This is a genomic window from Actinoplanes sp. NPDC026670, from assembly GCF_040638175.1.
Classification (GTDB): Bacteria; Actinomycetota; Actinomycetes; order Mycobacteriales; family Micromonosporaceae; genus Actinoplanes.
Window position 1 is genome coordinate 111,501 of the sequence record NZ_JBEZXU010000007.1, and the last position, 24,250, is coordinate 135,750.

A 24,250-nucleotide genomic window follows, 5' to 3' on the forward strand; every position below is an offset into this window, starting at 1 on the left:
GCCCGATGACGCAGCGTGGTCGCGCCGGGGCCCGGCCCGGCGGTCGCCCCGGCGCCCGCCGCACCCGGCCGGAGCCGGAGACCCGTAATCCCATCCCACCCCGTGTCGACCTGACCGCCGCGCGCGCCCGGGTCCGCGAGGTGGTCGAGCCGGTCGTCACCAAGGCCGGCTACGACCTGGAGGACCTCAACCTGTCCCGGGCCGGCCGCCGGCACGTGGTCCGGGTTCTGATCGACACCGACGGCGGCATCAGCCTGGACGACGTGGCGATCGTCTCCCGGCAGATCTCCGAGGCGCTCGACGCGGCCGAAGAGGCCGGTGGCGAGCTGCTGGCCGGGGAGTATCAGCTGGAGGTCGGCTCACCCGGGGTGGACCGGCCGCTCACCCAGCCGCGGCACTGGCGGCGCAACACCGGGCGCCTGGTCGCGGTCAACGGGCTGACCGGCCGGGTGATCTCGGCCGGCGAGACCGGCGTGACGCTCGACGTGGACGGGACGATCCGGGAGCTGGGCTACGCCGAGCTGGGGGCGGGCAGGGTCCAGATCGAGTTCAAGCGCATGGACGAAGCCGAGTTCGACGAGTCCGACGACGAAGAAGACGACGACGAAGGGGAGGGCGAGGAATGAACATCGACCTCGCGGCGCTGCGCGCCCTGGAGCGCGAGCGGGAGATCCCGTTCGAGACCATCCTGGCGGCCATCGAGACCGCTCTGCTGACCGCCTACCGGCACACCGAGGGCTCGGAGAGCCACGCCCGGGTGGAGATCGACCGCAAGAGCGGTGTGGCCTCCGTGCTGGCGCAGGAGTTCGACCAGGACGGCACCCTGGTCCGTGAGTGGGACGACACACCACACGACTTCGGCCGGATCGCCGCGATGACCGCCAAGCAGGTCATCCTGCAGCGGCTCCGGGAGGCCACCGACGAGCAGCACTTCGGGGAGTATGCGGGGCGCGACGGCGACCTGGTCACCGGTGTGGTGCAGGCCGACGCCGCCCGTGCCGAGAAACACATCGTGACGGTCGACCTGGGCAAGCTGGAGGCGGTTCTGCCGCAGTCCGAGCAGGTGCCCGGGGAGACGTACCCGCACGGCACCCGGATCCGCTGCATCGTGGTGCACGTGGCCAAGGGCTTCCGCGGCCCGCAGATCACCCTGTCCCGCTCGCACCCGGCCCTGGTGAAGAAGCTGTTCGCCCTCGAGGTGCCGGAGATCGCCGACGGGACCGTGGAGATCGCCGCGATCGCACGTGAGGCAGGTCACCGTACGAAGATCGCGGTGCGGTCGACCGTGCAGGGCGTGAACGCGAAGGGCGCCTGTATCGGCCCGATGGGCCAGCGGGTCCGGGCGGTCATGAGCGAGCTGCACGGCGAGAAGATCGACATCATCGACTGGTCGGACGACCCGGCCCAGTTCGTCGGCAACGCGCTCTCCCCGGCCAAGGCCCTGCGGGTCGAGGTGGTGGACGCGGCCAGCCGTACGGCCAGGGTGACCGTGCCGGACTTCCAGCTGTCGCTGGCGATCGGCCGGGAGGGGCAGAACGCCCGGCTGGCCGCCCGTCTCACAGGTTGGCGTATCGACATCCGTCCGGACAGCGAGCCGGCCGGAGTCTCGGACCGTGATGCGGCCGAGGCGGGGAACTGACCGGATACGCGTGCGGCGCGAACGAGAGGTAGACTTGCTCTCGGTCGGCCCGACGCGAACCTGCGTCGGCTGCCGCAAACGCGCGCCGGCCGATCGTTTGCTGCGGTTCGTCGCGGCAGATTCGGGGGGAGACCTCCGGCTTCTGCCCGATCCGGCCCGCCGACTGCCGGGGCGGGGAGCACATCTGCATCCCGATCCGGCCTGCTTCGCGCAGGCAGAGCGACGTCGCGCCTTCGGGCGTGCGTTGCGTCTCACTGGACTTGCTAACCCAGAACTGCTTGCGGAGCACATCCGCATGGTCTCCGTGCCGTGTGGATCCACCGATGACGAGGCGTCGCCGCCTCGTCACGACTGAGCAAGGTAGGACGACCCAGATGAGCACACGATGAAGTCCCTGAAATGACCAGGCTTCTAGTGCACGAGTGAGGTCTGTGCGGGCGCTGCTCGTACGACCTCGAAGTGAGGAGTGCAGTGCCAGGCAAGGCCCGCGTACACGAGCTCGCCAAAGAGCTCGGGGTCGACAGCAAGACCGTTCTCGCCACTCTGAAGGAGATGGGCGAGTTCGTTAAATCCGCGTCCAGCACCGTCGAGGCCCCCGTGGCCCGCCGGCTGCGTGGCGCCCTGGAGCAGGGTGGCGCCATTCCGGCGTCCTCATCGGCTCCGGCGCCGAGTGCGCCCACCTCTGGTGGCCCCGGCCCGTCCGGCGCCCCGCGTCCGGGTCCCCCGATGGGGCGGCCGCAGCCGCCGCGTCGTCCGGGTCCCGCGCCGAGCGCGCCCACCAACAGCCCTACTTCCCCCGCGCCCACCCCCGGTCCGTTCCGTCCGGGTCCCAAGCCGGGTGTCCCCGGCCGTCCGGGCCCCACGCCCGGTCCGGTCGCCAAGCCGGCCAGCGCGCACGACATCGAGGTGGCGGCCGCCGAGGCGCGCGCCTCGGCGCTGAAGGCCGAGCAGGAGGCCGCGGTCAAGGCCGCACAGGCCGCCCGCACCCGGGATGCCGAGCGCCGTCAGGGCACGACCGAGGGCGGCGCTCAGCGCGGCGGCCCGCGGCCCGGCCCCGGCAGTGTTCCGCCCCGTCCGGGTTCGCCCGCCGCCGGTCGTTCCGGTGGTCAGGGTGGTCCGGGCGCCCCCGGTGGTCCCCGTCCCGGTCCGGCCGGCGGCGCTCCGCGCCCGCCCGCGCGTGGCCCGGGTAACAACCCGTTCGGTGTCTCCGGCGGCGGCGCAGCGCGTCCCTCGCCGGCCTCGATGCCGCGTCCGAACCAGGCGGGCATGCCGCCGCGGCCGAGCCCTGCCTCGATGCCGCCGCGGCCCAGCCCCGCCTCGATGCCCTCGCAGCGTCCCGCCGGTCCCGGCGGCGGTCGTGGTGGCCCCGGTGGCGGCGCAGGCCGTCCGGGCGGTCCCGGCGGCGCCGGTCGTGGCGGTCCCGGTGGTGGCGGTGGCGGCTACCGCGGTGGTGGCGGCGGCGCCGGTGGCGGTTTCCGCCCCGGTGGCGGCGGCGGTGCCGGTGGTGGCTTCCGTCCGGGTGGTCCCGGTGGCGGTGGCGGTGGCTTCCGTCCGGGTGGTCCCGGTGGCGGCGGCGGTGGCCCGGTCGGTGCCGGCGCTCCCGGTCGTCCCGGTGGCGGCGGTCCCGGTGGCCGCGGTCGTGGCGGCGGTGCGGCGGGTGCCTTCGGGCGTCCCGGCGGCCGGCCGACCCGTGGCCGCAAGTCGAAGAAGCAGCGGCGTCAAGAGTTCGACAACCTGTCCGCCCCGCAGATGAGCTCTGGCGCTCCTCGCGGTAGTGGCCAGGACGTCCGGCTCTCGCGTGGCTCGTCGCTCTCCGACTTCGCCGACAAGATCAACGCCAACCCGGGCTCGCTCGTCCAGGAGATGTTCAACCTGGGCGAGATGGTCACCGCGACGCAGTCGGTGTCCGACGACACCCTGCTGCTGCTCGGTGAGCACCTGGGCTTCAACGTCGTGATCGTCAGCCCCGAGGACGAGGACCGCGAGCTGCTCGCGCAGTTCGACATCGACCTCGACGCCGAGGTGGCGGAGGACCGTCTGGTCACCCGTCCGCCGGTGGTGACCGTCATGGGTCACGTCGACCACGGTAAGACGAAGCTGCTCGACGCGATCCGCAAGACCAACGTGGTCGCCGGCGAGGCGGGTGGCATCACCCAGCACATCGGCGCCTACCAGGTCGTCGTCCCCCACCAGGGGGAGGACCGGGCGATCACCTTCATCGACACCCCGGGTCACGAGGCGTTCACCGCCATGCGTGCCCGTGGCGCCAAGGTGACCGACATCGTGATCCTGGTGGTCGCGGCCGACGACGGCGTCATGCCGCAGACGGTCGAGGCGCTCAACCACGCGAAGGCGGCCGACGTGCCGATCGTCGTCGCGGTGAACAAGGTCGACAAGCCGGACGCCAACCCGGACAAGGTCCGGCAGCAGCTGACCGACTACGGCCTGCTCGCTGAGGAGTACGGCGGCGACACGATGTTCGTCAACGTCGCGGCCAAGCCCGGCATCGGCATCGACGACCTCCTCGAGGCCGTCCTGCTGACCGCCGACGCGGCGCTCGAGCTGACCGCCCCGATCGACGGCCCCGCCCAGGGTGTCGCGGTCGAGGCCCACCTGGACAAGGGTCGCGGCGCCGTGGCCACCGTCCTGGTGCAGAAGGGCACGCTGCGGGCCGGTGACTCGATCGTGGCCGGTGGTGCGCACGGTCGCGTCCGGGCCATGCTCGACGAGAACGGCAACACGGTCGCCGAGGCCGGTCCGGCCCGTCCGGTCCTGGTGCTCGGTCTCACCTCGGTTCCGAGTGCGGGTGACACCTTCCTCGCGGCTGAGGACGACCGCACCGTGCGGCAGATCGCCGAGCAGCGGCAGGCTCGCCGTCGTGCGGCGACCTTCGCCAACTCGGGTCGCCGGAAGTCGATGGAAGACATCATGCGCGAGATCGAGAAGGGCGAGACGACTGCTCTCACCCTGATCATCAAGGGTGATGGTTCGGGTTCGGTCGAGGCCCTCGAAGAGGCGCTGTTCAAGATCGAGATCCCGAGCGAGGTCGAGCTCAAGGTCATCCACCGCGGTGTCGGTGCGATCACCGAGAGCGACGTCAACCTGGCGTCGGCCTCGTCCGACCAGGTCGCCACGATCATCGGCTTCAACGTCCGGGCCTCGAACAAGGTCAAGGAGATGGCCGACCGCGCCGGCGTGGAGATCCGCTACTACAGCGTGATCTACCAGGCCATCGAGGAGATCGAGGCGGCTCTGAAGGGCCTGCTCAAGCCGGAGTTCGAAGAGGTCGAGCTGGGCACCGCGGAGATCCGCGAGGTCTTCCGCTCGTCCAAGATCGGTCTCATCGCCGGTTGTATCGTCCGCTCGGGCCTGATCAAGCGGAACGCCAAGGCCCGGATCATCCGGGACGGCACGGTCGTGGCCGACAACGTCACGATCAGCTCGCTGAAGCGGTTCAAGGACGACGCCACCGAGGTCCGCGAGGGCTTCGAGTGTGGTCTGACCCTGAGCGGCTACGGCTCCCCGCAGGTCGGCGACACCATCGAGACGTGGGAGATGCGCGAGAAGCCGCGCGCGTAACCCCGAACGCCTCGTTGACGGCCCCCGGTGCTCAGGCACCGGGGGCCGTCTCGGCAGAATGACCGCATGTCCCGGTATGCCTTGCTGCTTGCTCCGTCCGCCAACCGCGTCTACGCCGATCAGGCGTCGCGCATGTCCCAGGCGGAGCTGGCCGCGTTCGCGCCGGTCCTCTCGTCGGAGCTCGCCGACATCGAGGTGTCGCTGATCGGCGGGGTGGAGTACCTGACGTTCAACGCCCAGCTCGGCGACACCGACATCGCGTACCTGTCGAATCTCTCCTCCGCCTACGCCCTCTTCGAGCGGGTCGAGGATCTGCTGCGGCCGCTGACACTGACCCCGCTGGCCCGCTACGACAGCGACCTCATCACGATCCCGAAGTATGCGGGCAAGACCAACGAGCAGTTCACCAAGCTGGTCCTCAACCTCACCCTGCTGGCCTCCGCCTCCGCGAGGCGGATGCTCGACGGCGGCCTCACCGTCCTCGACCCGCTGTGCGGCCGGGGGACGACCCTCAACCAGGCTTTGATGTACGGCTACGACGGCATCGGCGTGGAGATCGACGGCAAGGACGTCGAGGCGTACAAGCTCTTCCTCCAGACCTGGCTGAAGCGCAAGCGGCTCAAGCACACCGCCGAGCTGGTGCCGATGCGCCGCCAGGGCCGCCGGGCCGCCCGCCGGCTGGAGGTGACGATGGCCGCCAGTAAGGACGATCACAAGGCCGGCGCCGTGCAGAAGGTCACGGTGCTGCACGCCGACACCACCGGGCTGGAGGGCCTGATCCGGGGCAACGTGGCGGACGTGCTGGTCGCCGACCTGCCGTACGGGGTGGCGCACGGCAGCTACGACGACGGCGGTGGCATCTCCCGGCGCCCGCTGGACCTGCTGGAGCGGGCCGTGCCGGAATGGCTGCCGCTGCTGCGCCCGGGCGGCGCGATCGGACTGTCCTGGAACACCAAGGTGGCCAAGCGGGAACTGGCCGAGGACATCCTGTTCGCCAACGGTCTGGAGATCGTCGAGCACCTGCCGCTGGAGCACCGGGTGGACCAGGGCATCGAGCGTGACGTGATCGTGGCCCGCAAAATCCCGCGCTGAACAGCGGGCCCGCCGAGTAGCCTGCTCGCTGATGTATACCGAGACCGCGATCTTCGACCTGCTCCTGCCCGGTGACTCGCATTCGCTGAAGCAGAAGCGTTCCTACGTCCGGCCGATCATCGCGATGCTGAAGAAGTTCGACGTCAGCGTCGCCGAGGTCGGCCTGCACGACCTGCACGGCCGTGCGCAGATCGGGGTGGCCGTGGTGGCGGCGGAAGCGTCCCAGGCGCGTTCCGTCGTCGACACCTGTGAGAACCAGGTGGCCGGGCGCCCCGAGATCGAGCTGCTCTCCGTGAAGCGAAGGCTGTACGGCGACGACGATTGAGCGCCTGGGTACGCTTCAGCAGTTGGGCGGGGGCGGTAGTACCCGCGGGATACACAGTCGGAGGTGGGCGATATGTCCAACCCAGCCAAGACGCGCCGGCACGCCGAGCGGATCAAGGAGCTGGTGGCCAGGCTGGTGCGGGAGATCAAGGATCCCCGCCTCGGCATGGTGACGATCACGGACGCCCGGATCACCGGCGATCTGCGCGAGGCGACGGTCTTCTACACGGTTCTGGGTGACGTGACCGAGCAGGCGTCCACAGCGGCCGCTCTGGAGAGCGCGAAGGGCATGCTGCGCACCCGGGTCGGGCACGCGCTGGCGCTGCGGCACTCGCCGAGCCTGACGTTCGTGCTGGACAACGTCCAGGAGCACGTCAAGGAGATCGACGACCTGCTGGCCGAGGCCCGGCACCGGGACCAGGAGGTCCAGCAGATCGCGGCCGGCGCGACGTATGCCGGGGACCCGGACCCGTACAAGAGCGAGGACGAGGACGAGCTCGAGGACGACGAGCCGGAGCCGGTCGGCGCCCGCGAGGACAAGGGGTGACCGAGGGCCCGTCCGCCGATCAGTGGGCCGCCGCGGTGGCGGCGGTCCGCGCGGCCGGCCCCGGCGACGAGATCCAGCTGATCTGCCACGTGAGCCCGGACGGGGACGCGCTCGGCAGCATGCTCGGTTTCGGGCTCGGGCTGCGACGCCTGGGGTTCACCCGGGTCCGGGCGACGTTCCCCGGTGATTTCGTGGTGCCTACGCCGTACCAGAAGCTCCCCGGTGTTGATCTGCTCGTGCCCGAACCGGACGCCTTCGCTGACCCGCGCCTGGTGCTGGTCTTCGACGTGGCGAGCGAGTCGCGTCTCGGCGCGCTCGCCGGACGGGTCGCGGCCGCGCCGGCCAGTGTGATCCTCGACCATCACGCGTCGAACACCGGATTCGGTGGCGTGCGGCTGGTCGACCCGCACGCGGCGGCGACCTCGGTGGTGGCCGACGGGCTGCTCAGCCGTCTCGGGGTGCCGCTGGACCAGGAGATCGCCGAGTGCTTCTACGTCGCGCTGGCAACCGACACCGGCTCGTTCAAGTTCGACATGACCACGGTGTCGGTGCACGAGCTGGCGGCGCGGCTGATCGCCACCGGGATCCGGCCGGGGGAGATCTCCCGGCGGATCTTCGACAGCAAGCCCTTCGGTGCGATGAAACTCACCGGCGAGGTGCTCGGCCGGGCGGTCCTGGAGCCGGCCGCGGCCGGCGGGCAGGGCATGGTCTGGACGTACGCGACGCTGGCCGACCTGGAACGGCACGCGCAGCCGCCGTACGTGCTGGACACCCTGATCGACCCGGTCCGCTCGGTGGCCGAGGCGGACGTGTCGGTGGTGGTGAAGCAGGTGGCGGCCGGCGAGTGGTCGGTGTCGTTGCGCAGCAAGGGCGCGGTCGACGTGAGTGGTGTGGCAGTCTCGCAGGGCGGTGGCGGTCACCGGCTGGCGGCCGGTTTCACCGGGTACGGGGAGCCGTCCGACGTGATGGACACGGTGCGTCGGCTAGTTGACGAATACCTGAGTTAGCAGCCGTTTCCGCTGCGTGGCGGGGGTCACCCGGGAGGGTGGCGCCCGCCTTTTCCATCCCGGATCGCGGGATCCAGGCCTGCAACGGCGGGACTGAACGTTAGTTTGGGACCTGAACGGTGATTTGGTTCGCCGCGGCTGCCACCGATGCCGCCTGCGAGCCCTCGAGCCACCCGGGACCACCGCCCCGGGTCGCGTCACCTGGGCCAGTGGCCGCGGCGATCCCGGGGCCGGCTGGTGACGCTCCGCTCGACCAATCCGTGCTGGAAGGAAACTCTCATGGCTGCCAAGCCGAAGCCCAAGCCCACTGACGACTCCGCCGAGCAGGCGCGCCGCGCGCTCCAGACGTCGATGGACACGCGTCAGTAGGTGTAAGCAACGGGTCGTCTTGCGACCCTTACCAGTGGGCGGGCATCATGGGTAGCCATGAGCCCGCCTGCCGATGCGCCCACCCAGCCACAGCGCACCGCGACGGCCCGCCGGATAGCCGGCCTGGCCCTGCCCGCGCTCGTGGTCCTGGCCGCCGAGCCGCTCTACGTCCTCGTCGACACCGCGGTCGTCGGCCACCTCGGGTCCCTCCCGCTGGCCGCCGTCGCGATCGGCGGGACGGTCATGTCGTTCGCCGTGTGGTTCGGGACACTCATGGCGTACGGGACCACCGGTCGTGCCGCCCGCCGCTTCGGGGCCGGTGACCGGGCCGCCGCCGTCGCCGAAGGCGTCCAGGCCTCCTGGCTGGCACTCGGCGCCGGCCTGCTCCTCGCTGTGGGCGGGATCGTCGCCGCCCGGCCGCTCGCCGGGATCCTGGCCGGTGACCCGGCGACCGCCGAGGCCGCCGCGGACTGGCTGCGGATCGCCGTGCTGGGCGCTCCCGGCCTGCTGCTCGCCGCGGCCGGCAACGGCTGGATGCGCGGAGTCCAGGACACCCGCCGCCCGCTCTGGATCGTGCTCGGCGCCAACGTGCTCTCCGCGATCCTCTGCCCGCTCCTGGTCTACGGCGCCGGGCTCGGGCTGACCGGCTCGGCCATCGCGAACGTCACCGCGCAGACCCTCGGCGGCGCGCTCTTCCTGATCGCGCTGATCCGCGAGACCCGCGCGCTGCGGCCGGTGCCGTCGATCATCGTGCGGCAGGTGGTGCTCGGCCGTGACCTGCTCATCCGGGGCGCCGCCTTCCAGGCCTGCTTCCTGTCCGCGACCGCGGTCGCCTCCCGGTTCGGGGTCGCCGCGGTGGGCGCTCACCAGATCGGCCTGCAACTCTGGTTCTTCGCCGCCCTCGCTCTGGACGCGGTGGCCATCGCGGCCCAGTCACTGGTCGGCGCGGCTCTCGGGGCCGGCGCCACCGACGAGGCCCGTGACGTGGCCCGCCGGGTCACCCTGGCCGGTGGGGTCGCCGCGGTCGGCTTCGCCGTGCTGGCGGCGGCCGGGGCCTCGGTGGTGCCCGGCTGGTTCACCCCGGACCCGGCGGTGCACGAACAGGCGGCGATCATCTGGCCCTGGTTCGTGGCCCTGCTGCCGTTCGCAGGTGTCGTCTACGCGCTGGACGGGGTGTTCATCGGGGCCGGGGACGTGGCGTTCCTGCGTACCCTGACGATCCTGTCGGCGCTGCTCGGGTTCCTTCCGGCGATCTGGACCGCCTATGCGCTCGATCTCGGGCTCGGCGGGGTGTGGGCCGGGCTCGGGTTGTTCACGCTGGCCCGGTTCGCCGGTCTGGTGTGGCGGTGGCGTTCCCCACGCTGGCTGATCACCGGCGCCGTCCGCTGACCCGCCCTTCCCGCCCTTCGGCCCTTCCCGGCCTTCGGCCCTTCCCGGCCTTCCCTCCTTCCGGTTCTTCCGCCCCTTCCCGTGTCGATCTTGTTGACTTCGGCGGGGACACTCGAGTCTCGCCATTTCGGGGATCGTTTGGGTGACGGCGCACCGGTGTCCGTCGTCGCAAGCCTTGGTCGTCGGCCTTCCGCGAGACGCGGTCCGCTAGACGCGGTCGCCAGCGCTCGGCCGGGGGTGCGACGACCAGCGCACACAATGCGGCAATGTGCGATTTCATCCTCGCCGGGACGACGACGGGCGCACACGGACGGCACAACGTGTGCGCCCGTCCCCGTCAGAGCGAAGCAGGCGCACACGATCGGCGAACGTGTGCGCTGACCGCCGCTGCGGCCAGCGTGCCCGCCCTCGGCGGTCCGCTCCCGGTATCGCCTCTGGACGGCCGTCCAGAGGCCGTAGGACCTCGCGGTGATCTTGCGGAGCTCGTTGGGGAGGGTGCTGACCAGGGCGAATGCAAGATTCACTTCGGCTGCGGCCCTGACCTGCAATGTCGCTTCACAAATGGCGAAATTCGAGGGCGGGACAGGTGTGCCCGAAGTCAACAAGATCGCGAATGGGGGAGGCGAGACGGTCGAGACGGGGGCGAGACGGTCGAGACGGGAGGCGAGGCGGGGAAGGCGAGGTGGGCGGGGCGGCCGAGAGGGAGGCGAGGCGGGGGAGGTGAGGGGCGGGCGGTGAGGTGAGGCGGGGGTAGGGATGGGGGAACCAATAGGGTGGGCGGGTGAACACGGACGGACTGATCGTGGTGGACAAGCCGGCCGGGATGACGTCGCACGATGTCGTCGCCCGGATCCGGCGGCTGGCGAAGACCCGGCGGGTGGGGCACGGCGGGACGCTGGACCCGATGGCCACCGGCGTCCTGATCATCGGGGTGAACCGGGCCACCCGCCTGCTGACCTATGTGATCGGTGCGGAGAAGAGCTACGCCGCGACGATCCGGCTCGGTGCGTCGACGATCACCGACGACGCTGAGGGCGACGTCACCGCGACCGTCCCGGCCGGGCACGTCACCGACGAGGCGATCCGGGCCGGTCTGGCCGTTCAGGTCGGTGAGATCGACCAGGTGCCGAGCGCGGTCAGCGCCATCAAGATCAACGGTGAGCGGGCCTACAAGCGGGTCCGTGAGGGTGAGACCGTGGAGATCCCGGCCCGCCGGATCACCGTGCACCGGCTCGACGTCCTCGACATCCGGCGGCCCGCCGACCTCGACGTGATCGATGTGGACATCGACGTGACCTGCTCGTCCGGCACGTACATCCGAGCCATCGCCCGCGACCTGGGCGCCGCGCTCGGTGTCGGCGGGCATCTGACCGCGCTGCGGCGGACCGCGGTCGGCGGGATGACCCTGGCGGCCGCGTCCACCCTGGCCGAGCTGGAGGAGCGCGCGCCGGATGTGATCGGGCTGCCGCTCGCCGAGGCTGCCCGGCGCGCGTTTCCACAGCGTGTCGCCAGCGAGGAGGAGACCCGGGTGCTGCGGCACGGCGGGCCGCTCCCGGCCGTGGGCATCGAGGGGCCGTACGCGGTCTTCGACCCGGCGGGCGAGGTGCTTGCGGTGGTCAGCGAACGGGACGGCCGGGCCCGTGCCGAGATAGTCCTGGCCCCCGCCTGAGGGCCGCCCTCCCACAGATGTTTGTGCGGTTGTGCCCGCCGGGCAGCCGTAACCTCACAAGGTCAGGGTGAGCCCAGGTGGCGGGCGATCGTGGCCACCAGGTCGGCGGCGGCGTACGGCTTGTCGAGGAAGTCGTCGCAGCCCGCCTCCAGCGCCGCCTTCTGATCCTGCGGCAGCACGCTGGCGGTGACCGCGACGACAGGCGGCCGTGGCACCCCGGCCGCGGCCAGTTCGCGGGCCAGGTTGAGGCCGTTGCCGTCGGGCAGGTTGATGTCGAGCAGGATCAGGTCGAAGTCGGTGTCGGCCAGTCGTTCCCGGGCGGCGGCCAGGGTGGCGGCGTCGACCAGTTCGGCGTCCCGGACCGCGGCGACGGCGGCCCGGGCCAGCACCGCCTTGACCAGCATGCGGTTGAGTTCCTCGTCCTCGACCAGGAGGATGCGGTGCGGTTCGCTCACGGTTCGGACCTCCGGGCGTCGGTGGGCGGGACTGCGCTGCGGAGCGTGACGGCGACCTCGGGTACCCGGGTGGTCCCGCGCCGTGCAGCCGGATGCGGGCTCAGCCGGGGCGGTGACGGCGGGCCGCCCCCGCGGATGAGCGCCTCGGCGACCGCGCTCCCGGCCATGGCCGTGGCGATCAGCGGCGAGGTCCCGGAGGCGAGGGTCGCCGCGTTCAGCCCGAGCACCGGGGTATGCCGGCCGTCCGGGTCCTGTTCGATCGCCGCGAGCAGGCTGAACCCGTCCTCCTCGGGTGACTGCATGTCACAGACGATCAGGTCGAACTCGCCGGTACGGCTGCGCGCCAGGCCGTCCCGGGCGTCGGCGCAGGCCACCACGTCGGCGCCGCCGGCCCGTAGTCCTTCGGCGATGGCGCGGCGGGCCTCGTCGTCGTGGTCGACCAGCAGCACACGCGGGACGGGCCGGGCGGCGATCGCGTTGGTCAGGGCACTGAGCAGGGCGGACTGTTCGACGGGTTTGACGAACCAGTCGTGGGCGCCGAGGCCGATCCCGGTCGGCGCCTCGTCCAGGATGCTGGCGAAGAAGACCGGGATGCCGGCCAGCCGGTGGTCGGCCTTGAACCGGCGCAGCACCTCCCAGCCGTCGATCCCGGGCAGGGTGACGTCGAGGACGACGGCGTCCGGGCGGTGTTCGCGGGCCAGCGCCAGGCCGCTCTCCCCGGTGCCGGCCACCTCGACCCGGTAGCCGGCGTTGCCCAGCTGGGTGCTCATCAGCTCGGCCGACTGCGGGTCGTCCTCGATGAGCAGCACGTACGGCCCGGCGCCGGGATGGGCCGAGGGCGCGGCGATGGACGCGGCCGGCAGTTCGACGGTGAACTCGCTGCCCCGGCCGGGCTCCGACACCAGGGTGATCTCACCGTCGTGGGCGGCGACCAGCCGCCGGGTCAGCGCCAGCCCGAGGCCGGTGCCGGAGTGCCGCCGTTCCGGGTCGCCGGCCTGCTGGAACTCCTCGAAGACGCGTTCCAGGTCGGCGGTGGCGATGCCGACGCCGGTGTCGGCGACCACGATCCGGATCCGGTCGCCGGCCGTGCGGGCGGTGATCGTGACGTTGCCGCCGTCCGGCGTGAACTTGATCGCGTTAGAGAGCAGGTTCTCGACGATCTGGCGGAACCGCAGCCGGTCGGCGAGCACGGTCACCGGGGCCAGGTCGGCGCGGATCGCGAGCCGCTTGCCGGTGAACAGTGGCGCCAGGCCGGTGAGCAGCTCCTCGATCGTGGTGTCGACCCGGACCGGGGCCAGGCGCAGCTCCATCCGCCCGGACTCGACCTTGGTCAGGTCGAGGATGTCGTTGATCAGCCCGAGCAGGTGACGGCCGCTGCTGTGCACGTGGTCGACCCAGTCGGCGGGCACCCGGCGACGGTCGCCTTCCGGCTCTTCGAGCCGCATCAGGTCACTGAATCCGATGATGGCGTTCAAGGGGGTACGCAACTCGTGGCTCATGTTCGCCAGGAAGTCGCTCTTCGCCTGACTGGCCTGGGTCAGCGCGGCCACCGAGGCGCTCAGCTCGGCGGTGATCGCCTGCCGCTCGGCCAGCAGCCCGGTCTGGCCGCCGAGTTCGGCGAGCAGCCGCAGGTCGTCCTCGCTGAACAGGTTGCGATGCCGGTTGAACAGCAGCACCGCCCCTTCGACGTCGGGTGGCACCCGCATCCGCAGCACCCGGACGAAGTCGTCGGCCAGTCCGTCCCCGAAGTGGGCGACCAGCCCCGGCCCGCCGTCGCGCAGGCGGATCGGGGCGCGGCCACGGGCCAGCCGGTCCAGGTCCGCCTCGATCGGGCCGTCGCCGGGCCGCCCCGGACCCGAGTACGCGATCCGTGCGTACCCCTGGCTCGTCGAATGCAGGAGGACGGCGACCGCGTCGGCGCCGGTCTGGTCCCGCATGATCTCCGCATAGGTCTGCCAGACCTGTTCCGGCGAGTCGGCCGGCGCGCGCAGCATCCGTTCGGTGACCAGCTGGGCGGCCGCGGCGGCGAAGGCGCGCCGCAGCCATCGCGGCGGCTGGAAGGCGATCAGGTAGCCGATCGCGCTGATCAGGGCCAGCGCGATGCTCGCCGTCCGCATCGGGGTGTCGCCGCCGCGGCCGCGGAGCAGGATCACGCATCCGAAGGCGATCGTCGCGCCGGCCGCGATCATCAGCCGGGCCCGGTTCGCGCCGGTCCGGGTCCGTGCCTCGCCGAACAGCAGCGCCGCGGCGATCAGTTCGACGGCCAGGAAGTAGAGCACCGCGGGCGTCCGGGCCGGGGGCGGGAGCGGCAGGGGCAGCACGGCGACCGGGATCAGCACGGTGAGGTATCCCACCAGCACGGCGACGGTCAGCGCCCGGGGCACGGATCGCAGGCGCCCGGCCAGCCGGAGGGTGAGGTACGGGTGGGACAGGATCGCCGCGGCGCCTATCGCGTTCTGCCATCGGGGCAGGGTGCCCTGTGCCATCCGGGCCATGTCGATGCAGACGACCAGCACGAACGGGGCGAACACCAGAGCGACGTCGCGGCGCAGCGGGTCGCGGCGGCGGAGGAATCCGAGCAGCGCACGGAGGAAGAGCACCGCGAAGGTGACCTCCGCAGCGAGCAGTACGAGGCGACTCCACCCGACGCTCATTTCGCCATTTATCGTACTCAGGTGGGTGAGGTGGAGGGCTGATACCGGCAGGCTGAACGATCGATACGCTAGGGCGGGCAGAGTCGGCGGAGGAGCGTTCGATGCAGCGATGGCGGGGATTCGAAACGATCCCGTCCGGGTGGGGCCGGTCGGTCGTGACGATCGGGGTCTTCGACGGGGTGCACCGTGGCCACCAGGCGATCATCGGGCACACCGTGAAACGGGCCCGTGACTCCGGCCTCCAGTCGGTGGTGATGACCTTCGACCCGCACCCGGCCGAGGTGGTGCGCCCCGGCTCGCATCCGGCGGTGCTGACCGAGCCGGTCCGCAAGGCGCAGCTGATCGAGGCGCTCGGCGTGGACGCGCTGTGCGTGGTGCCGTTCACCCCGGCCTTCTCCCAGCTGACGCCGAACGAGTTCGTGCACGACGTGCTGGTCGAGTCGCTGCACACCGCGGCCGTGGTGGTCGGTGACAACTTCCGGTTCGGGCACCGGGCGGCGGGTGACGTGGGGCTGCTCGAGTCGCTCGGGCGCACGTTCGGCTTCACCGTCGAGGACGCCCCGCTGGTGGCCGAGGACGGACTGGTGTTCTCCTCCACGTACATCCGTAGCTGTGTCGACGCCGGGGATGTGCGGGCCGCAGCCGCCGCGCTCGGCCGTCCGCACCGCCTGGCGGGCGTGGTGGTCCGCGGCGATCAGCGCGGCCGCGAGCTGGGTTATCCGACGGCCAACCTGATGACGCACCGCTATGCGGCGGTTCCGGCCGACGGCATCTATGCCGCCTGGCTCACCCGCGGCGGGGAGAACGGCGCTCGATTGCCGGCGAGCGTTTCGATCGGCACCAATCCCACATTCTCCGGCCGGGAACGCCGCGTCGAGGCGTATGTGCTCGATTTCTCCGGTGACCTGTACGGCGAGCGGGTGAGCCTCGATTTCGTCGCCCACCTGCGCGAGCAGCGTAAATACGACGCCATCGAGCCGCTGGTGGCCCAGATCGAGGCCGACGTCGCCGAGACCCGGGTGTTACTCAGTTGACCCCCTGGTAGGGTTGAACGGTCGTTGGAATATCCGACACCGGTCCCGCCTGCCTGCCCGACGCCGCGGGTCGCGGGGTAACCGTGCAATCGGCAACACAGAATCTCGGAGAACATGGCGCTCGATCAAGAGACCAAGAACAAGATCATGGGTGAGTACGCGACCAAGGAGGGCGACACCGGTTCGCCCGAGGTTCAGGTCGCCATGCTGACCAAGCGGATCGCCGACCTGACCGAGCACCTCAAGGCTCACAAGCACGACCACCACAGCCGTCGTGGTCTGCTCCTGCTCGTCGGTCAGCGCCGCCGCCTGCTGAACTACGTTCAGAAGAAGGACATCCAGCGCTACCGTTCGCTCATCGAGCGTCTCGGCCTGCGCCGATAGTTCCACCGGGGGAGCGGCTCCGGTCGCTCCCCTGATTTCCACCCCACGGACCCGCGCGGGTCGCAACCGTCAGCACCGGTCCTCGGTAGTGGTTCCCAGGTTTCATCCCTGGGCACTTCGATCGAAGACCGGCTCACTGCACCGCGCTGTTGACCGCCGGGTCCACGACGAAGGAGTACCGCACTTCATGACAGAGCAGAACAACGCTCTCGGCAACGAATCCCGTACGGCCGTCATCGACAACGGCTCGTTCGGCACCCGGGAGATCGTGTTCTCCACCGGCCGCCTCGCGCAGCAGGCCGCCGGATCGGTGATCGTCCAGTTGGGCGACACCACCGTCCTCTCCGCGACGACCGCCAGCAAGCAGCCGAAGGACCACTTCGACTTCTTCCCGCTGACCGTCGACGTCGAGGAGCGGATGTACGCCGCCGGGCGGATCCCCGGCTCGTTCTTCCGGCGTGAGGGCCGTCCGTCCGAGGACGCCATCCTCACCTGCCGCCTGATCGACCGGCCGCTGCGCCCGTCGTTCACCAAGGGCCTGCGCAACGAGGTCCAGGTCGTCGAGACCGTCCTCGCGCTCGACCCCGCCCACCCCTACGACGTCGTCGCGATGAACGCCGCCTCGATGTCGACCAAGCTCTCCGGCCTGCCGTTCAGTGGCCCGGTCGGCTCGACCCGCGTCGCGCACGTCGAGGGCCAGTGGGTCGCCTTCCCGACCCTCGAGGAGCTCGAGCGCGCCACGTTCGACATGGTCGTGGCCGGTCGCGTCACCGCCGAGGGCGACGTCGCGATCATGATGGTCGAGGCTGAGGCCACCCCGCACGCGATCAAGCTGATCTCGGCCGGCGCCGCCGCCCCGACCGAGGAGATCGTCGCGAGCGGTCTCGAGGCCGCCAAGCCGGCCATCCGCGAGCTGTGCCGCGCGCAGAGCGAGCTGGCCGCGATCGCCGCGAAGCCGGTCGCCGAGTTCCCGGTCTTCCTGGACTACCAGGACGACGTCTACTCGGCCGTCTCCGAGGCGGTCCGCTCCGAGGTCGCCGAGGCGCTGAAGATCGCCGGCAAGCAGGAGCGCGAGGAGTCCCTCGACCTGGTCAAGGCGAAGGCGCACGAGCTGCTCGACGAGCGGTTCGAGGGCCGGGAGAAGGAGATCAGCGCGGCGTTCCGCTCGGTCACCAAGTCCGAGGTGCGCCAGCGCGTGCTGCGCGAGCAGGTCCGCATCGACGGCCGTGGCCCGCGTGACATCCGCCCGCTGACCGCCCTCACCGGGGTGCTGCCCCGCGTGCACGGCTCGGCGCTGTTCGAGCGCGGCGAGACCCAGATCCTGGGCGTCACCACGCTGAACATGCTGCGCCTGGAGCAGTCGCTGGACACTCTCGCTCCCGAGAAGACCAAGCGCTACATGCACAACTACAACTTCCCGCCCTACTCGACCGGTGAGACCGGCCGGGTCGGCTCGCCGAAGCGGCGTGAGATCGGCCACGGCGCTCTGGCCGAGCGCGCGCTGGTGCCGGTGCTGCCGTCGCGCGAGGAGTTCCCGTACGCGATCCGTCAGGTCTCCGAGGCCCTCGGCTCGAACGGCTCCACCTCGATGGGCTCGGTCTGCGCCTCGACGCTGGCCCTGCTCAGCGCCGGTGTGCCGCTGAAGGCGCCGGTCGCCGGCATCGCCATGGGCCTGATCTCGGACGAGGTCGACGGCAAGACCCAGTACGTCGCGCTGACCGACATCCTGGGCGCCGAGGACGCGTTCGGTGACATGGACTTCAAGGTCGCCGGCACCAGCGAGTTCGTCACCGCTCTGCAGCTGGACACCAAGCTCGACGGCATCCCGTCGGACGTGCTGGCCGGCGCGCTGGAGCAGGCCCGTGAGGCCCGCGCCACGATCCTGTCGGTGATGACCGCCGCGATCGAGGGCCCGGCCGCGATGAGCGAGCACGCCCCGCGGGTCACCACCGTGAAGATCCCGGTCGACAAGATCGGCATGGTGATCGGCCCCAAGGGCCAGACCATCAACGCGATCCAGGACGAGACCGGCGCCGACATCTCCATCGAGGACGACGGCACGATCTACGTCGGCGCGACCAACGGCCCGGCCGCCGAGGCCGCGGTCGAGCGGATCAACGCGATCGCCAACCCGACCCTGCCGAAGGTCGGCGACAAGTTCCTCGGCACCGTGGTGAAGACGGCCGCGTTCGGCGCCTTCATCTCGCTGCTGCCCGGCCGTGACGGCCTGCTGCACATCTCCAAGGTGGGCGACGGCAAGCGGGTCGACAAGGTCGAGGACTTCCTCAACGTCGGCGACAAGGTCGAGGTGTCCATCGCGGACATCGACGCGCGCGGCAAGATCTACCTGGACAAGGTGCGCCCGGAGGGCGAGGAGGCCCCGGCTGCCGCCGCGGCTCCCGCGGAGAACCGGCCGCCCCGCGAGGAGCGTGCTCCCCGTGACGGTGGTGGCGAGCCCCGTCGTCGCCGGTCGCGTCCGTCCGGTGGCGACCGCGGCGAGCGTCGCGAGTAAACACCTGTGACAGATCAGGACCGCGGGCCGGCCACTAGGCCGGCCCGCGTCTCTACCCGGACCCTCCAGGACGGCGTCAAGAAGACCGTCCTGCCCAGTGGCCTGCGCATCATCACCGAAGCGATCCCGACCACCCGCAGCGCCGCTCTCGGCATCTGGGTCGGCATCGGTTCCCGTGACGAGACCCCGTCGCTGCACGGCGCCTCGCACTTCCTGGAGCACCTGCTCTTCAAGGGCACCCATCGGCGTACGGCCCTCGACATCTCCGCGGAGATCGAGGCGGTCGGCGGCGAGACCAACGCCTTCACCACGAAGGAGTACACCTGCTACTACGCGCGGGTGCTCGACGCCGATCTGCCGCTCGCGGTGGACGTGCTGGTGGACGCGGTGGCCGACTCGATCCTCGACCCGGCCGACGTGGAGACCGAACGTGGCGTGATCCTCGAGGAGATCGCCATGCACGAGGACGAGCCCGGTGACGAGGTGCACGACGTCTTCGCCGAGGCGATCTACGGCGATCACCCGCTCGGCCGGCTGATCTCCGGCACCCCGGAGTCGATCGCGCCGATGACCCGGGACCAGATCAACCGCTTCTACCGCCGCCGGTACACGGCCCCGGAGATCGTCGTCGCGGCCGCCGGGAACCTCGACCACCAGGCCGTGGTCCGGCTGGTGCGCAAGGCCCTGGCGGGCACCCCGCTGGACACCGGCCCGGCCGATCCGGCGGCGCCCCGGGCGGCCGACAAGAGGGTACGGGTCCGCAAGGCCCACGACCTCGTCCTGCACCGCGACACCGAGCAGGCGCACATCGTGCTGGGCGGTCCCGGCCTGGGCCGGCACGACCACCGCCGGTTCGCGATGGGCGTGCTCAACAACGTGCTGGGCGGCGGCATGTCGAGCCGTCTCTTCCAGGAGATCCGGGAGAAGCGCGGCCTCGCCTACTCGGTGTACTCGTACGCCGGGCAGTACGCCGACAGCGGCCTGTTCGGTGTCTACGCCGGATGCGCCCCGGCCAAGGCGCGTGAGGTGCTCGACCTGATCCGGATCGAGCTGGACCGGGTCGCGACCGACGGCATCACCGCCGAGGAACTGGTCCGCGGGCGGGGCATGACCAAGGGGTCGTTCGTGCTGGGCCTGGAGGACACCGGTTCGCGGATGAGCCGGCTGGCCAAGTCGGAGCTGCTGCACGGCGACCTGATGGGCGTCGACGAGATGCTGGCCCGGGTGGACGCGGTCACCGCCGCGGAGGTCCACGCGGTCGCGGCGGATCTGCTCGCCCGGCCGTTGTCGCTGGCCGTGGTCGGCCCGTTCGATTCCGGCGAACTGCCCGCCTAGCAGCCGTGGGGACGCCGCCCGCGTGGTCCGGGCGGTGCTCTCCCACGTGGTGGGCTGCGTTAAGTTGACCGTGTGACTGAGCTGGCTGAATCCATCCGTGTCGGTGTTCTCGGAGCCCGGGGCCGCATGGGCCTCGAGGTGTGCAAGGCGGTCGACGCCGCCGAGGATCTCGCCTTGGTCTCGATGATCGACCACGGTGAGGAGCTGTTCCAGGCCTCCGACGCCGGCGCGCAGGTGCTGGTCGACTTCACCAACCCGGACGTGGTGATGGACAACCTGCACTGGGCCGTCGAGCAGGGCATCCACGTGGTGGTCGGCACGTCCGGGTTCACCGAGGCGCGGCTGGAGAAGGTGCGCGGCTGGCTGGCCGCCAAGCCCGGGGTGGGTGTTCTGATCGCGCCGAACTTCGGCATCGGCGCGGTGCTGATGATGCAGTTCGCCGCCCGTGCCGCGCGTTACTTCGACTCGGTCGAGATCATCGAGCAGCACCACCCGCGCAAGCTGGACGCGCCGAGCGGCACCGCGATGCACACCGCCAGGGTGATCGCCGATGCCCGGGCCGCGGCGCACCGTCCGCCGATGCCCGACGCCACCAAGGAGGAGCAGCTCGGCGCCCGCGGCACCGAGATCGACGGGGTCCGGGTCCACTCGGTCCGGGCCGCCGGCCTGGTGGCGCACCAGGAGGTGCTGTTCGGCACCCCCGGCGAGTCGCTGACCATCCGGCACGACTCGCTGGACCGGTCGTCCTTCATGCCCGGCGTGCTGCTCGCGGTCCGCAACGTGATCACCCGGCCGGGCCTGACCATCGGCCTGGACCCGCTGCTGGAGGGCTGACCGCCGCGATCCTGTCGACTTCCACGGGTGTGGCCGAAGGTCAGGCCTCCGTCACCGCGACGTGCAGCCGGAGCTGCGGCACCAGAAGGTCGTCGACGTCCAGGGCGCGGCCCGCGCCGTCCGGCTCCCAGCCGGTCGAGCCGAGAAACTTCCGCATCGCCTCGTCGGCGTCGTAGACCCAGGCCACCGCGGTACGGAAGCCGTCGTCACGCCAGTTGTCGACCGCCGCCGCGAGCAGCCGGCTGCCGTGCCCGCGACGGCCCCAGCGCGGCTCGATGAGCAGGTCGGTGACGGCCGCGACGTCCTCCGGAAGCGGTTTCTCCTCGGGTGCCAGGGCCTGCTCGTCGGCCGGCCCGGACGCCGCGAAGCCGACCACGTGCGACGAGCTCTCGCCCTGCTCGACGGCGATCAGGACCCGGTGCCGGGCGGACGGCGGGGCGGTGATCGCCTCGGTCCAGCCGCGGGCCAGGTAGCCCTCGTCGAGGTTGTCCAGCACGTGCGCCGGGAACATCCGCCGATAGGCGGTGCGCCAGGTGGACAGCTGGATGCGAGCGATCTCCGCCGCGTCCTCGGGACGGGCGGGACGGACGAAGCCGAGTGCCATGGCGGCAACTTTGTCATACCCGTCACCTAGTCTTCCCCGGTGGCCGTGTCCGAACAGCTCTCCGTCGCCCAGGCCCGCCGGATCACCCTGGCGGCGCAGGGCTTCCTCGATCCCCGTCCGGGTGGCGCGACCGACATGCGCCACCTGCGCCGGGTGCTGCGCCGCCTGCACCTGATCCAGATGGATTCGGTGAACGTGTTGCAGCGTGCCCACTTCATGCCGCTCTACAGCCGCCTGGGGCCCTATGCGCCGGCGTTGCTGGAGCGGGCCGCCTACCGCCGTCCCCGTGAGCTCTTCGAGTTCTGGGGCCACGAGGCGTCGCTCATCCGCACCGATCTCCAGCCGCTGTTCCGCTGGCGGATGGCCCGGGCCAAGGAGTTCGCCTGGGGCAACATGCGCCGCATCGCCGAGGAGCAGCCGGAGCTGGTGGCCTGGGTGCTCGACGAGGTCCGGTCCCGCGGCCCGATCACCGCGGCCGAGATCGAGCACGACGCTCCGCGGAGCAAGGATCACTGGGGGTGGAACTGGTCGGTCGTCAAACAGGCGCTGGAGTGGCTCTTCTACACCGGTCAGGTGACCGCCGCCGAGCGCACCACCTCGTTCGCCAGGCGTTACGACCTGCCCGAGCGGGTGCTGCCGCCGGCTGTCCTGGCCACTCCCGACCCGTCACCCGAGGAGGCGTTCCGCGCTCTGGTGGAGCTCTCCGCCCGGGCGCTCGGGGTGGCCGGCGAGGCCGAGCTGCGTGACTATTTCCGGCTTCCGGTGCTGCCCTGCCGAGCGGCGATCGCCGAGCTGGCCGAGGCCGGGGTGCTGCGGCCGGTGACGGTTCCCGGGTGGAAAGCGGCGTGGCTGCACCACGAGGCGCGGCTGCCCCGCCGGGTGACCTCGGCCACTCTGGTCAGCCCGTTCGACCCGCTGATCTGGGAGCGGGCCCGCACCGAGCGCCTGTTCGGCATGACCTACCGGATCGAGATCTACGTGCCCAAACCCCAGCGGCTGTACGGGTACTACGTGCTCCCGTTCCTGCTGGGCGAGCGGTTCGCGGCCCGCGTCGACCTGAAGGCGGATCGCCGGGCCGGTGAGTTGCAGATCCCGGCGGCGTGGCTGGAGCCCGGCGCCGACCCGGAGGAGACCGCTGTGGCGCTGGCGGCCGAGCTGTGGCGGCTGGCCGGGTGGCTGGGCCTGCACACGGTGACCCTGCCGGAGCGCGGTGACCTGCTGGCCCCGCTGGCGAGCGCGCTGCGCGCGGGCGTGGTGGCGTCATGATCCACCTCGCGCGAGCGCGACGGCGTCATGATCCGCCGCCCGGCGCGAGCGTGCCGGGTGCGGGCGTCCCGGGTGTAGCGTGACGGCCATGACCGTTGCCGAGCTGCCGTCCTGGCTCGCCGACCAGCCGGTCCAGGGCCCGCCGGTCCCGCCCGAGTGGTTCCTCTACCCGGCGCCCGAGCCGGACCGGATCACCAGGTTCGTCAACCGGGTCGCGGCCCGTTCGCCGATCTGGCTGGCGCCGCTGGCGGTGCTGGCCTGCACTGGCGCCGCGGTGGGCTACACACTGATCTCCGATCCGGCCACCGCCCGGGCCGGCGAGGCACCGTCCTGCCTGCTGAAATACCTGACCGGGTTCGTCTGCCCGGGCTGCGGCGGCACCCGGGCCGCGTGGTTCCTGCTGCACGGCGACCTGCCCGCGGCGGCCCGGCATCATCTGCTGTTCGTCTTCGTGGTGCCGTTCCTGATCTATCTCTACGTGGCGTGGGCCGGCCGTCGCCTGTTCCGGTGGAAGCTGCCGGAGCTCTCGATCAGTCCGGCCGTCATGATCACATTCATGGCGGTCTGGGGGGTCTGGAGCATCCTGCGTAACCTCCCATGGGCGCCGTTCACCGCTTTCTACGTGTGACCGGGGCGTCCGATAGGTTGTCAGGTATGACGCACGACCCGCGGCCGTTCGGCCGGCTGCTGACCGCCATGGTGACTCCGTTCACCCCGGACGGTTCCCTGGACCTGGAGGGCGCGGCCCGGCTCGCCGCCCACCTCGTCGACGAGCAGCGCAACGACGCTCTCGTGATCAGCGGCACCACCGGAGAGTCCCCCACCACCTCCGACGCGGAAAAGGAGCAACTGCTCCGCGTCGTGATCGAGACCGTCGGGGACCGGGCGAAGGTTCTGGCCGGTGTGGGCACCAACAACACCGCCCACACCATCGAGCTGGCGCACGCCGCGGAGAAAGCGGGGGCGCACGGCCTGCTGGTCGTGACGCCGTATTACAGCAAGCCGCCGCAGGCGGGCGTCGAGCGGCACTTCCGCGCGGTCGCCGACGCCACCGGCCTGCCGATCATGGTCTACGACATCCCGCACCGGGCCGGCACGGCGATCACCACCGAGACGATGGTGCGGATCGCCGAGCACGAGCGTGTCGTCGCGGTCAAGGACGCCAAGGGCGACCTGGTCGCCAGCTCGCAGGTGCTCGCCCGGACCGATCTGGCCTACTACTCCGGCGACGACGCGGCCACCCTGCCGCTGCTCTCGGTCGGTGGGGTCGGCCTGGTGGGCACGTCGACGCATTTCACCGGCAAGATCGCCAAGGAGATGATCGAGGCGTGGGAGCGGGGCGACGCGGCAGCCGCGCTGACCCTGCACCGCGCGGCTCTGCCCCTGTTCACGGGCATCTTCCGGACGCAGGGGGTCATGCTGGTCAAGGCCGGGCTGGGGGCGCTCGGGCTGCCCGCCGGGCCGGTCCGCTCGCCGCTGGTCGACGCGACCGGTGAGGAATTGAACCAACTGCGCCAGGATGCCGCCGCGGCCGGCATCGTGCTCTGACAGGAAGTT

21 protein-coding genes are annotated in these 24,250 nt (G+C 71.3%); 18 read left to right on the top strand and 3 right to left on the bottom strand.

The features are described 5' to 3' along the window. The first annotated feature begins 5 nt into the window (after positions 1-5). The 10 genes from rimP (at position 6) to truB (ending at position 11,615) form a co-directional block, all read left to right on the top strand. A complete protein-coding gene (rimP, locus tag AB0E94_RS09400) occupies positions 6-626 on the top strand; it encodes a ribosome maturation factor RimP (RefSeq protein ID WP_360324332.1) in 621 nt (206 codons plus the stop codon). Continuing rightward, the gene (gene nusA, locus AB0E94_RS09405) at positions 623-1,639 is read left to right on the top strand and encodes a transcription termination factor NusA (protein WP_360324334.1); all 1,017 of its coding nucleotides are present in this window, start codon (positions 623-625) and stop codon (positions 1,637-1,639) included. The genes rimP and nusA overlap by 4 nt, the downstream gene beginning before the upstream one ends. After that, positions 1,617-1,994 carry a YlxR family protein gene (locus AB0E94_RS09410; RefSeq protein ID WP_360324557.1) on the top strand — a complete coding sequence of 126 codons (378 nt, stop codon included), beginning with the start codon at positions 1,617-1,619 and terminating at the stop codon, positions 1,992-1,994. Before nusA ends, AB0E94_RS09410 begins: the two co-directional genes overlap by 23 nt. 116 nt (positions 1,995-2,110) lie before the next feature. Then, positions 2,111-5,218, top strand: a complete 3,108-nt coding sequence (gene infB / locus AB0E94_RS09415) for a translation initiation factor IF-2 (RefSeq protein ID WP_360324559.1) — start codon at positions 2,111-2,113, stop codon at positions 5,216-5,218. Between the two features lie 66 nt (positions 5,219-5,284). Continuing rightward, the gene (locus AB0E94_RS09420) at positions 5,285-6,310 is read left to right on the top strand and encodes an SAM-dependent methyltransferase (RefSeq protein ID WP_360324336.1); all 1,026 of its coding nucleotides are present in this window, start codon (positions 5,285-5,287) and stop codon (positions 6,308-6,310) included. 31 nt (positions 6,311-6,341) lie between these two features. Next, positions 6,342-6,635, top strand: a complete 294-nt coding sequence (locus tag AB0E94_RS09425) for a DUF503 domain-containing protein (protein WP_360324338.1) — start codon at positions 6,342-6,344, stop codon at positions 6,633-6,635. A gap of 72 nt (positions 6,636-6,707) precedes the next feature. Further along, positions 6,708-7,181 carry a 30S ribosome-binding factor RbfA gene (gene rbfA, locus AB0E94_RS09430; protein WP_360324340.1) on the top strand — a complete coding sequence of 158 codons (474 nt, stop codon included), beginning with the start codon at positions 6,708-6,710 and terminating at the stop codon, positions 7,179-7,181. Next, positions 7,178-8,188 carry a bifunctional oligoribonuclease/PAP phosphatase NrnA gene (locus tag AB0E94_RS09435; protein ID WP_360324342.1) on the top strand — a complete coding sequence of 337 codons (1,011 nt, stop codon included), beginning with the start codon at positions 7,178-7,180 and terminating at the stop codon, positions 8,186-8,188. Before rbfA ends, AB0E94_RS09435 begins: the two co-directional genes overlap by 4 nt. Before the next feature lie 426 nt (positions 8,189-8,614). Beyond that, positions 8,615-9,946 carry an MATE family efflux transporter gene (locus AB0E94_RS09440; RefSeq protein WP_360324344.1) on the top strand — a complete coding sequence of 444 codons (1,332 nt, stop codon included), beginning with the start codon at positions 8,615-8,617 and terminating at the stop codon, positions 9,944-9,946. A 781-nt stretch (positions 9,947-10,727) separates the two neighbouring features. Beyond that, complete coding sequence (truB, locus tag AB0E94_RS09445) at positions 10,728-11,615, top strand: tRNA pseudouridine(55) synthase TruB (RefSeq protein ID WP_360324346.1); 888 nt, start codon at positions 10,728-10,730, stop codon at positions 11,613-11,615. Between the two features lie 62 nt (positions 11,616-11,677). Here truB and AB0E94_RS09450 read toward each other — a convergent pair whose 3' ends face one another. Then, positions 11,678-12,070, bottom strand: a complete 393-nt coding sequence (locus tag AB0E94_RS09450; protein WP_360324348.1) for a response regulator — start codon at positions 12,068-12,070, stop codon at positions 11,678-11,680. Next, positions 12,067-14,724 carry a response regulator gene (locus AB0E94_RS09455; protein WP_360324350.1) on the bottom strand — a complete coding sequence of 886 codons (2,658 nt, stop codon included), beginning with the start codon at positions 14,722-14,724 and terminating at the stop codon, positions 12,067-12,069. The genes AB0E94_RS09450 and AB0E94_RS09455 overlap by 4 nt, the downstream gene beginning before the upstream one ends. 101 nt (positions 14,725-14,825) lie before the next feature. On the opposite strand from AB0E94_RS09455, the gene AB0E94_RS09460 reads away from it, so the two are divergent. The 5 genes from AB0E94_RS09460 (at position 14,826) to dapB (ending at position 20,823) form a co-directional block, all read left to right on the top strand. Continuing rightward, positions 14,826-15,758: a bifunctional riboflavin kinase/FAD synthetase gene (locus tag AB0E94_RS09460; protein ID WP_360324352.1), complete on the top strand. Its 933-nt coding sequence runs from the start codon at positions 14,826-14,828 to the stop codon at positions 15,756-15,758. A 114-nt stretch (positions 15,759-15,872) separates the two neighbouring features. Continuing rightward, positions 15,873-16,142, top strand: a complete 270-nt coding sequence (gene rpsO / locus AB0E94_RS09465; RefSeq protein ID WP_317790591.1) for a 30S ribosomal protein S15 — start codon at positions 15,873-15,875, stop codon at positions 16,140-16,142. 187 nt (positions 16,143-16,329) lie between these two features. Beyond that, complete coding sequence (locus AB0E94_RS09470) at positions 16,330-18,654, top strand: polyribonucleotide nucleotidyltransferase (RefSeq protein WP_360324355.1); 2,325 nt, start codon at positions 16,330-16,332, stop codon at positions 18,652-18,654. Between the two features lie 90 nt (positions 18,655-18,744). Beyond that, positions 18,745-19,989 (top strand): pitrilysin family protein, encoded by a 1,245-nt coding sequence (locus AB0E94_RS09475; protein ID WP_360324561.1) that lies wholly within the window; start codon positions 18,745-18,747, stop codon positions 19,987-19,989. Between the two features lie 72 nt (positions 19,990-20,061). Continuing rightward, on the top strand, positions 20,062-20,823 hold the full coding sequence (dapB, locus tag AB0E94_RS09480; protein ID WP_360324357.1) for a 4-hydroxy-tetrahydrodipicolinate reductase: 762 nt from the start codon (positions 20,062-20,064) through the stop codon (positions 20,821-20,823). 40 nt (positions 20,824-20,863) lie between these two features. Here dapB and AB0E94_RS09485 read toward each other — a convergent pair whose 3' ends face one another. Next, on the bottom strand, positions 20,864-21,427 hold the full coding sequence (locus AB0E94_RS09485) for a GNAT family N-acetyltransferase (RefSeq protein ID WP_360324359.1): 564 nt from the start codon (positions 21,425-21,427) through the stop codon (positions 20,864-20,866). A 39-nt stretch (positions 21,428-21,466) separates the two neighbouring features. Between AB0E94_RS09485 and AB0E94_RS09490 the strand changes: the two genes are divergently transcribed. The 3 genes from AB0E94_RS09490 to dapA all read left to right on the top strand — a co-directional run bounded on the left by AB0E94_RS09490 (position 21,467) and on the right by dapA (position 24,241). Then, complete coding sequence (locus tag AB0E94_RS09490; protein WP_360324361.1) at positions 21,467-22,693, top strand: crosslink repair DNA glycosylase YcaQ family protein; 1,227 nt, start codon at positions 21,467-21,469, stop codon at positions 22,691-22,693. Positions 22,694-22,781: 88 nt separating this feature from the next. Beyond that, the gene (locus AB0E94_RS09495; protein ID WP_360324363.1) at positions 22,782-23,321 is read left to right on the top strand and encodes a DUF2752 domain-containing protein; all 540 of its coding nucleotides are present in this window, start codon (positions 22,782-22,784) and stop codon (positions 23,319-23,321) included. Between the two features lie 26 nt (positions 23,322-23,347). Then, a complete protein-coding gene (gene dapA, locus AB0E94_RS09500; RefSeq protein WP_360324365.1) occupies positions 23,348-24,241 on the top strand; it encodes a 4-hydroxy-tetrahydrodipicolinate synthase in 894 nt (297 codons plus the stop codon). The last annotated feature ends 9 nt before the right edge of the window (positions 24,242-24,250 follow it).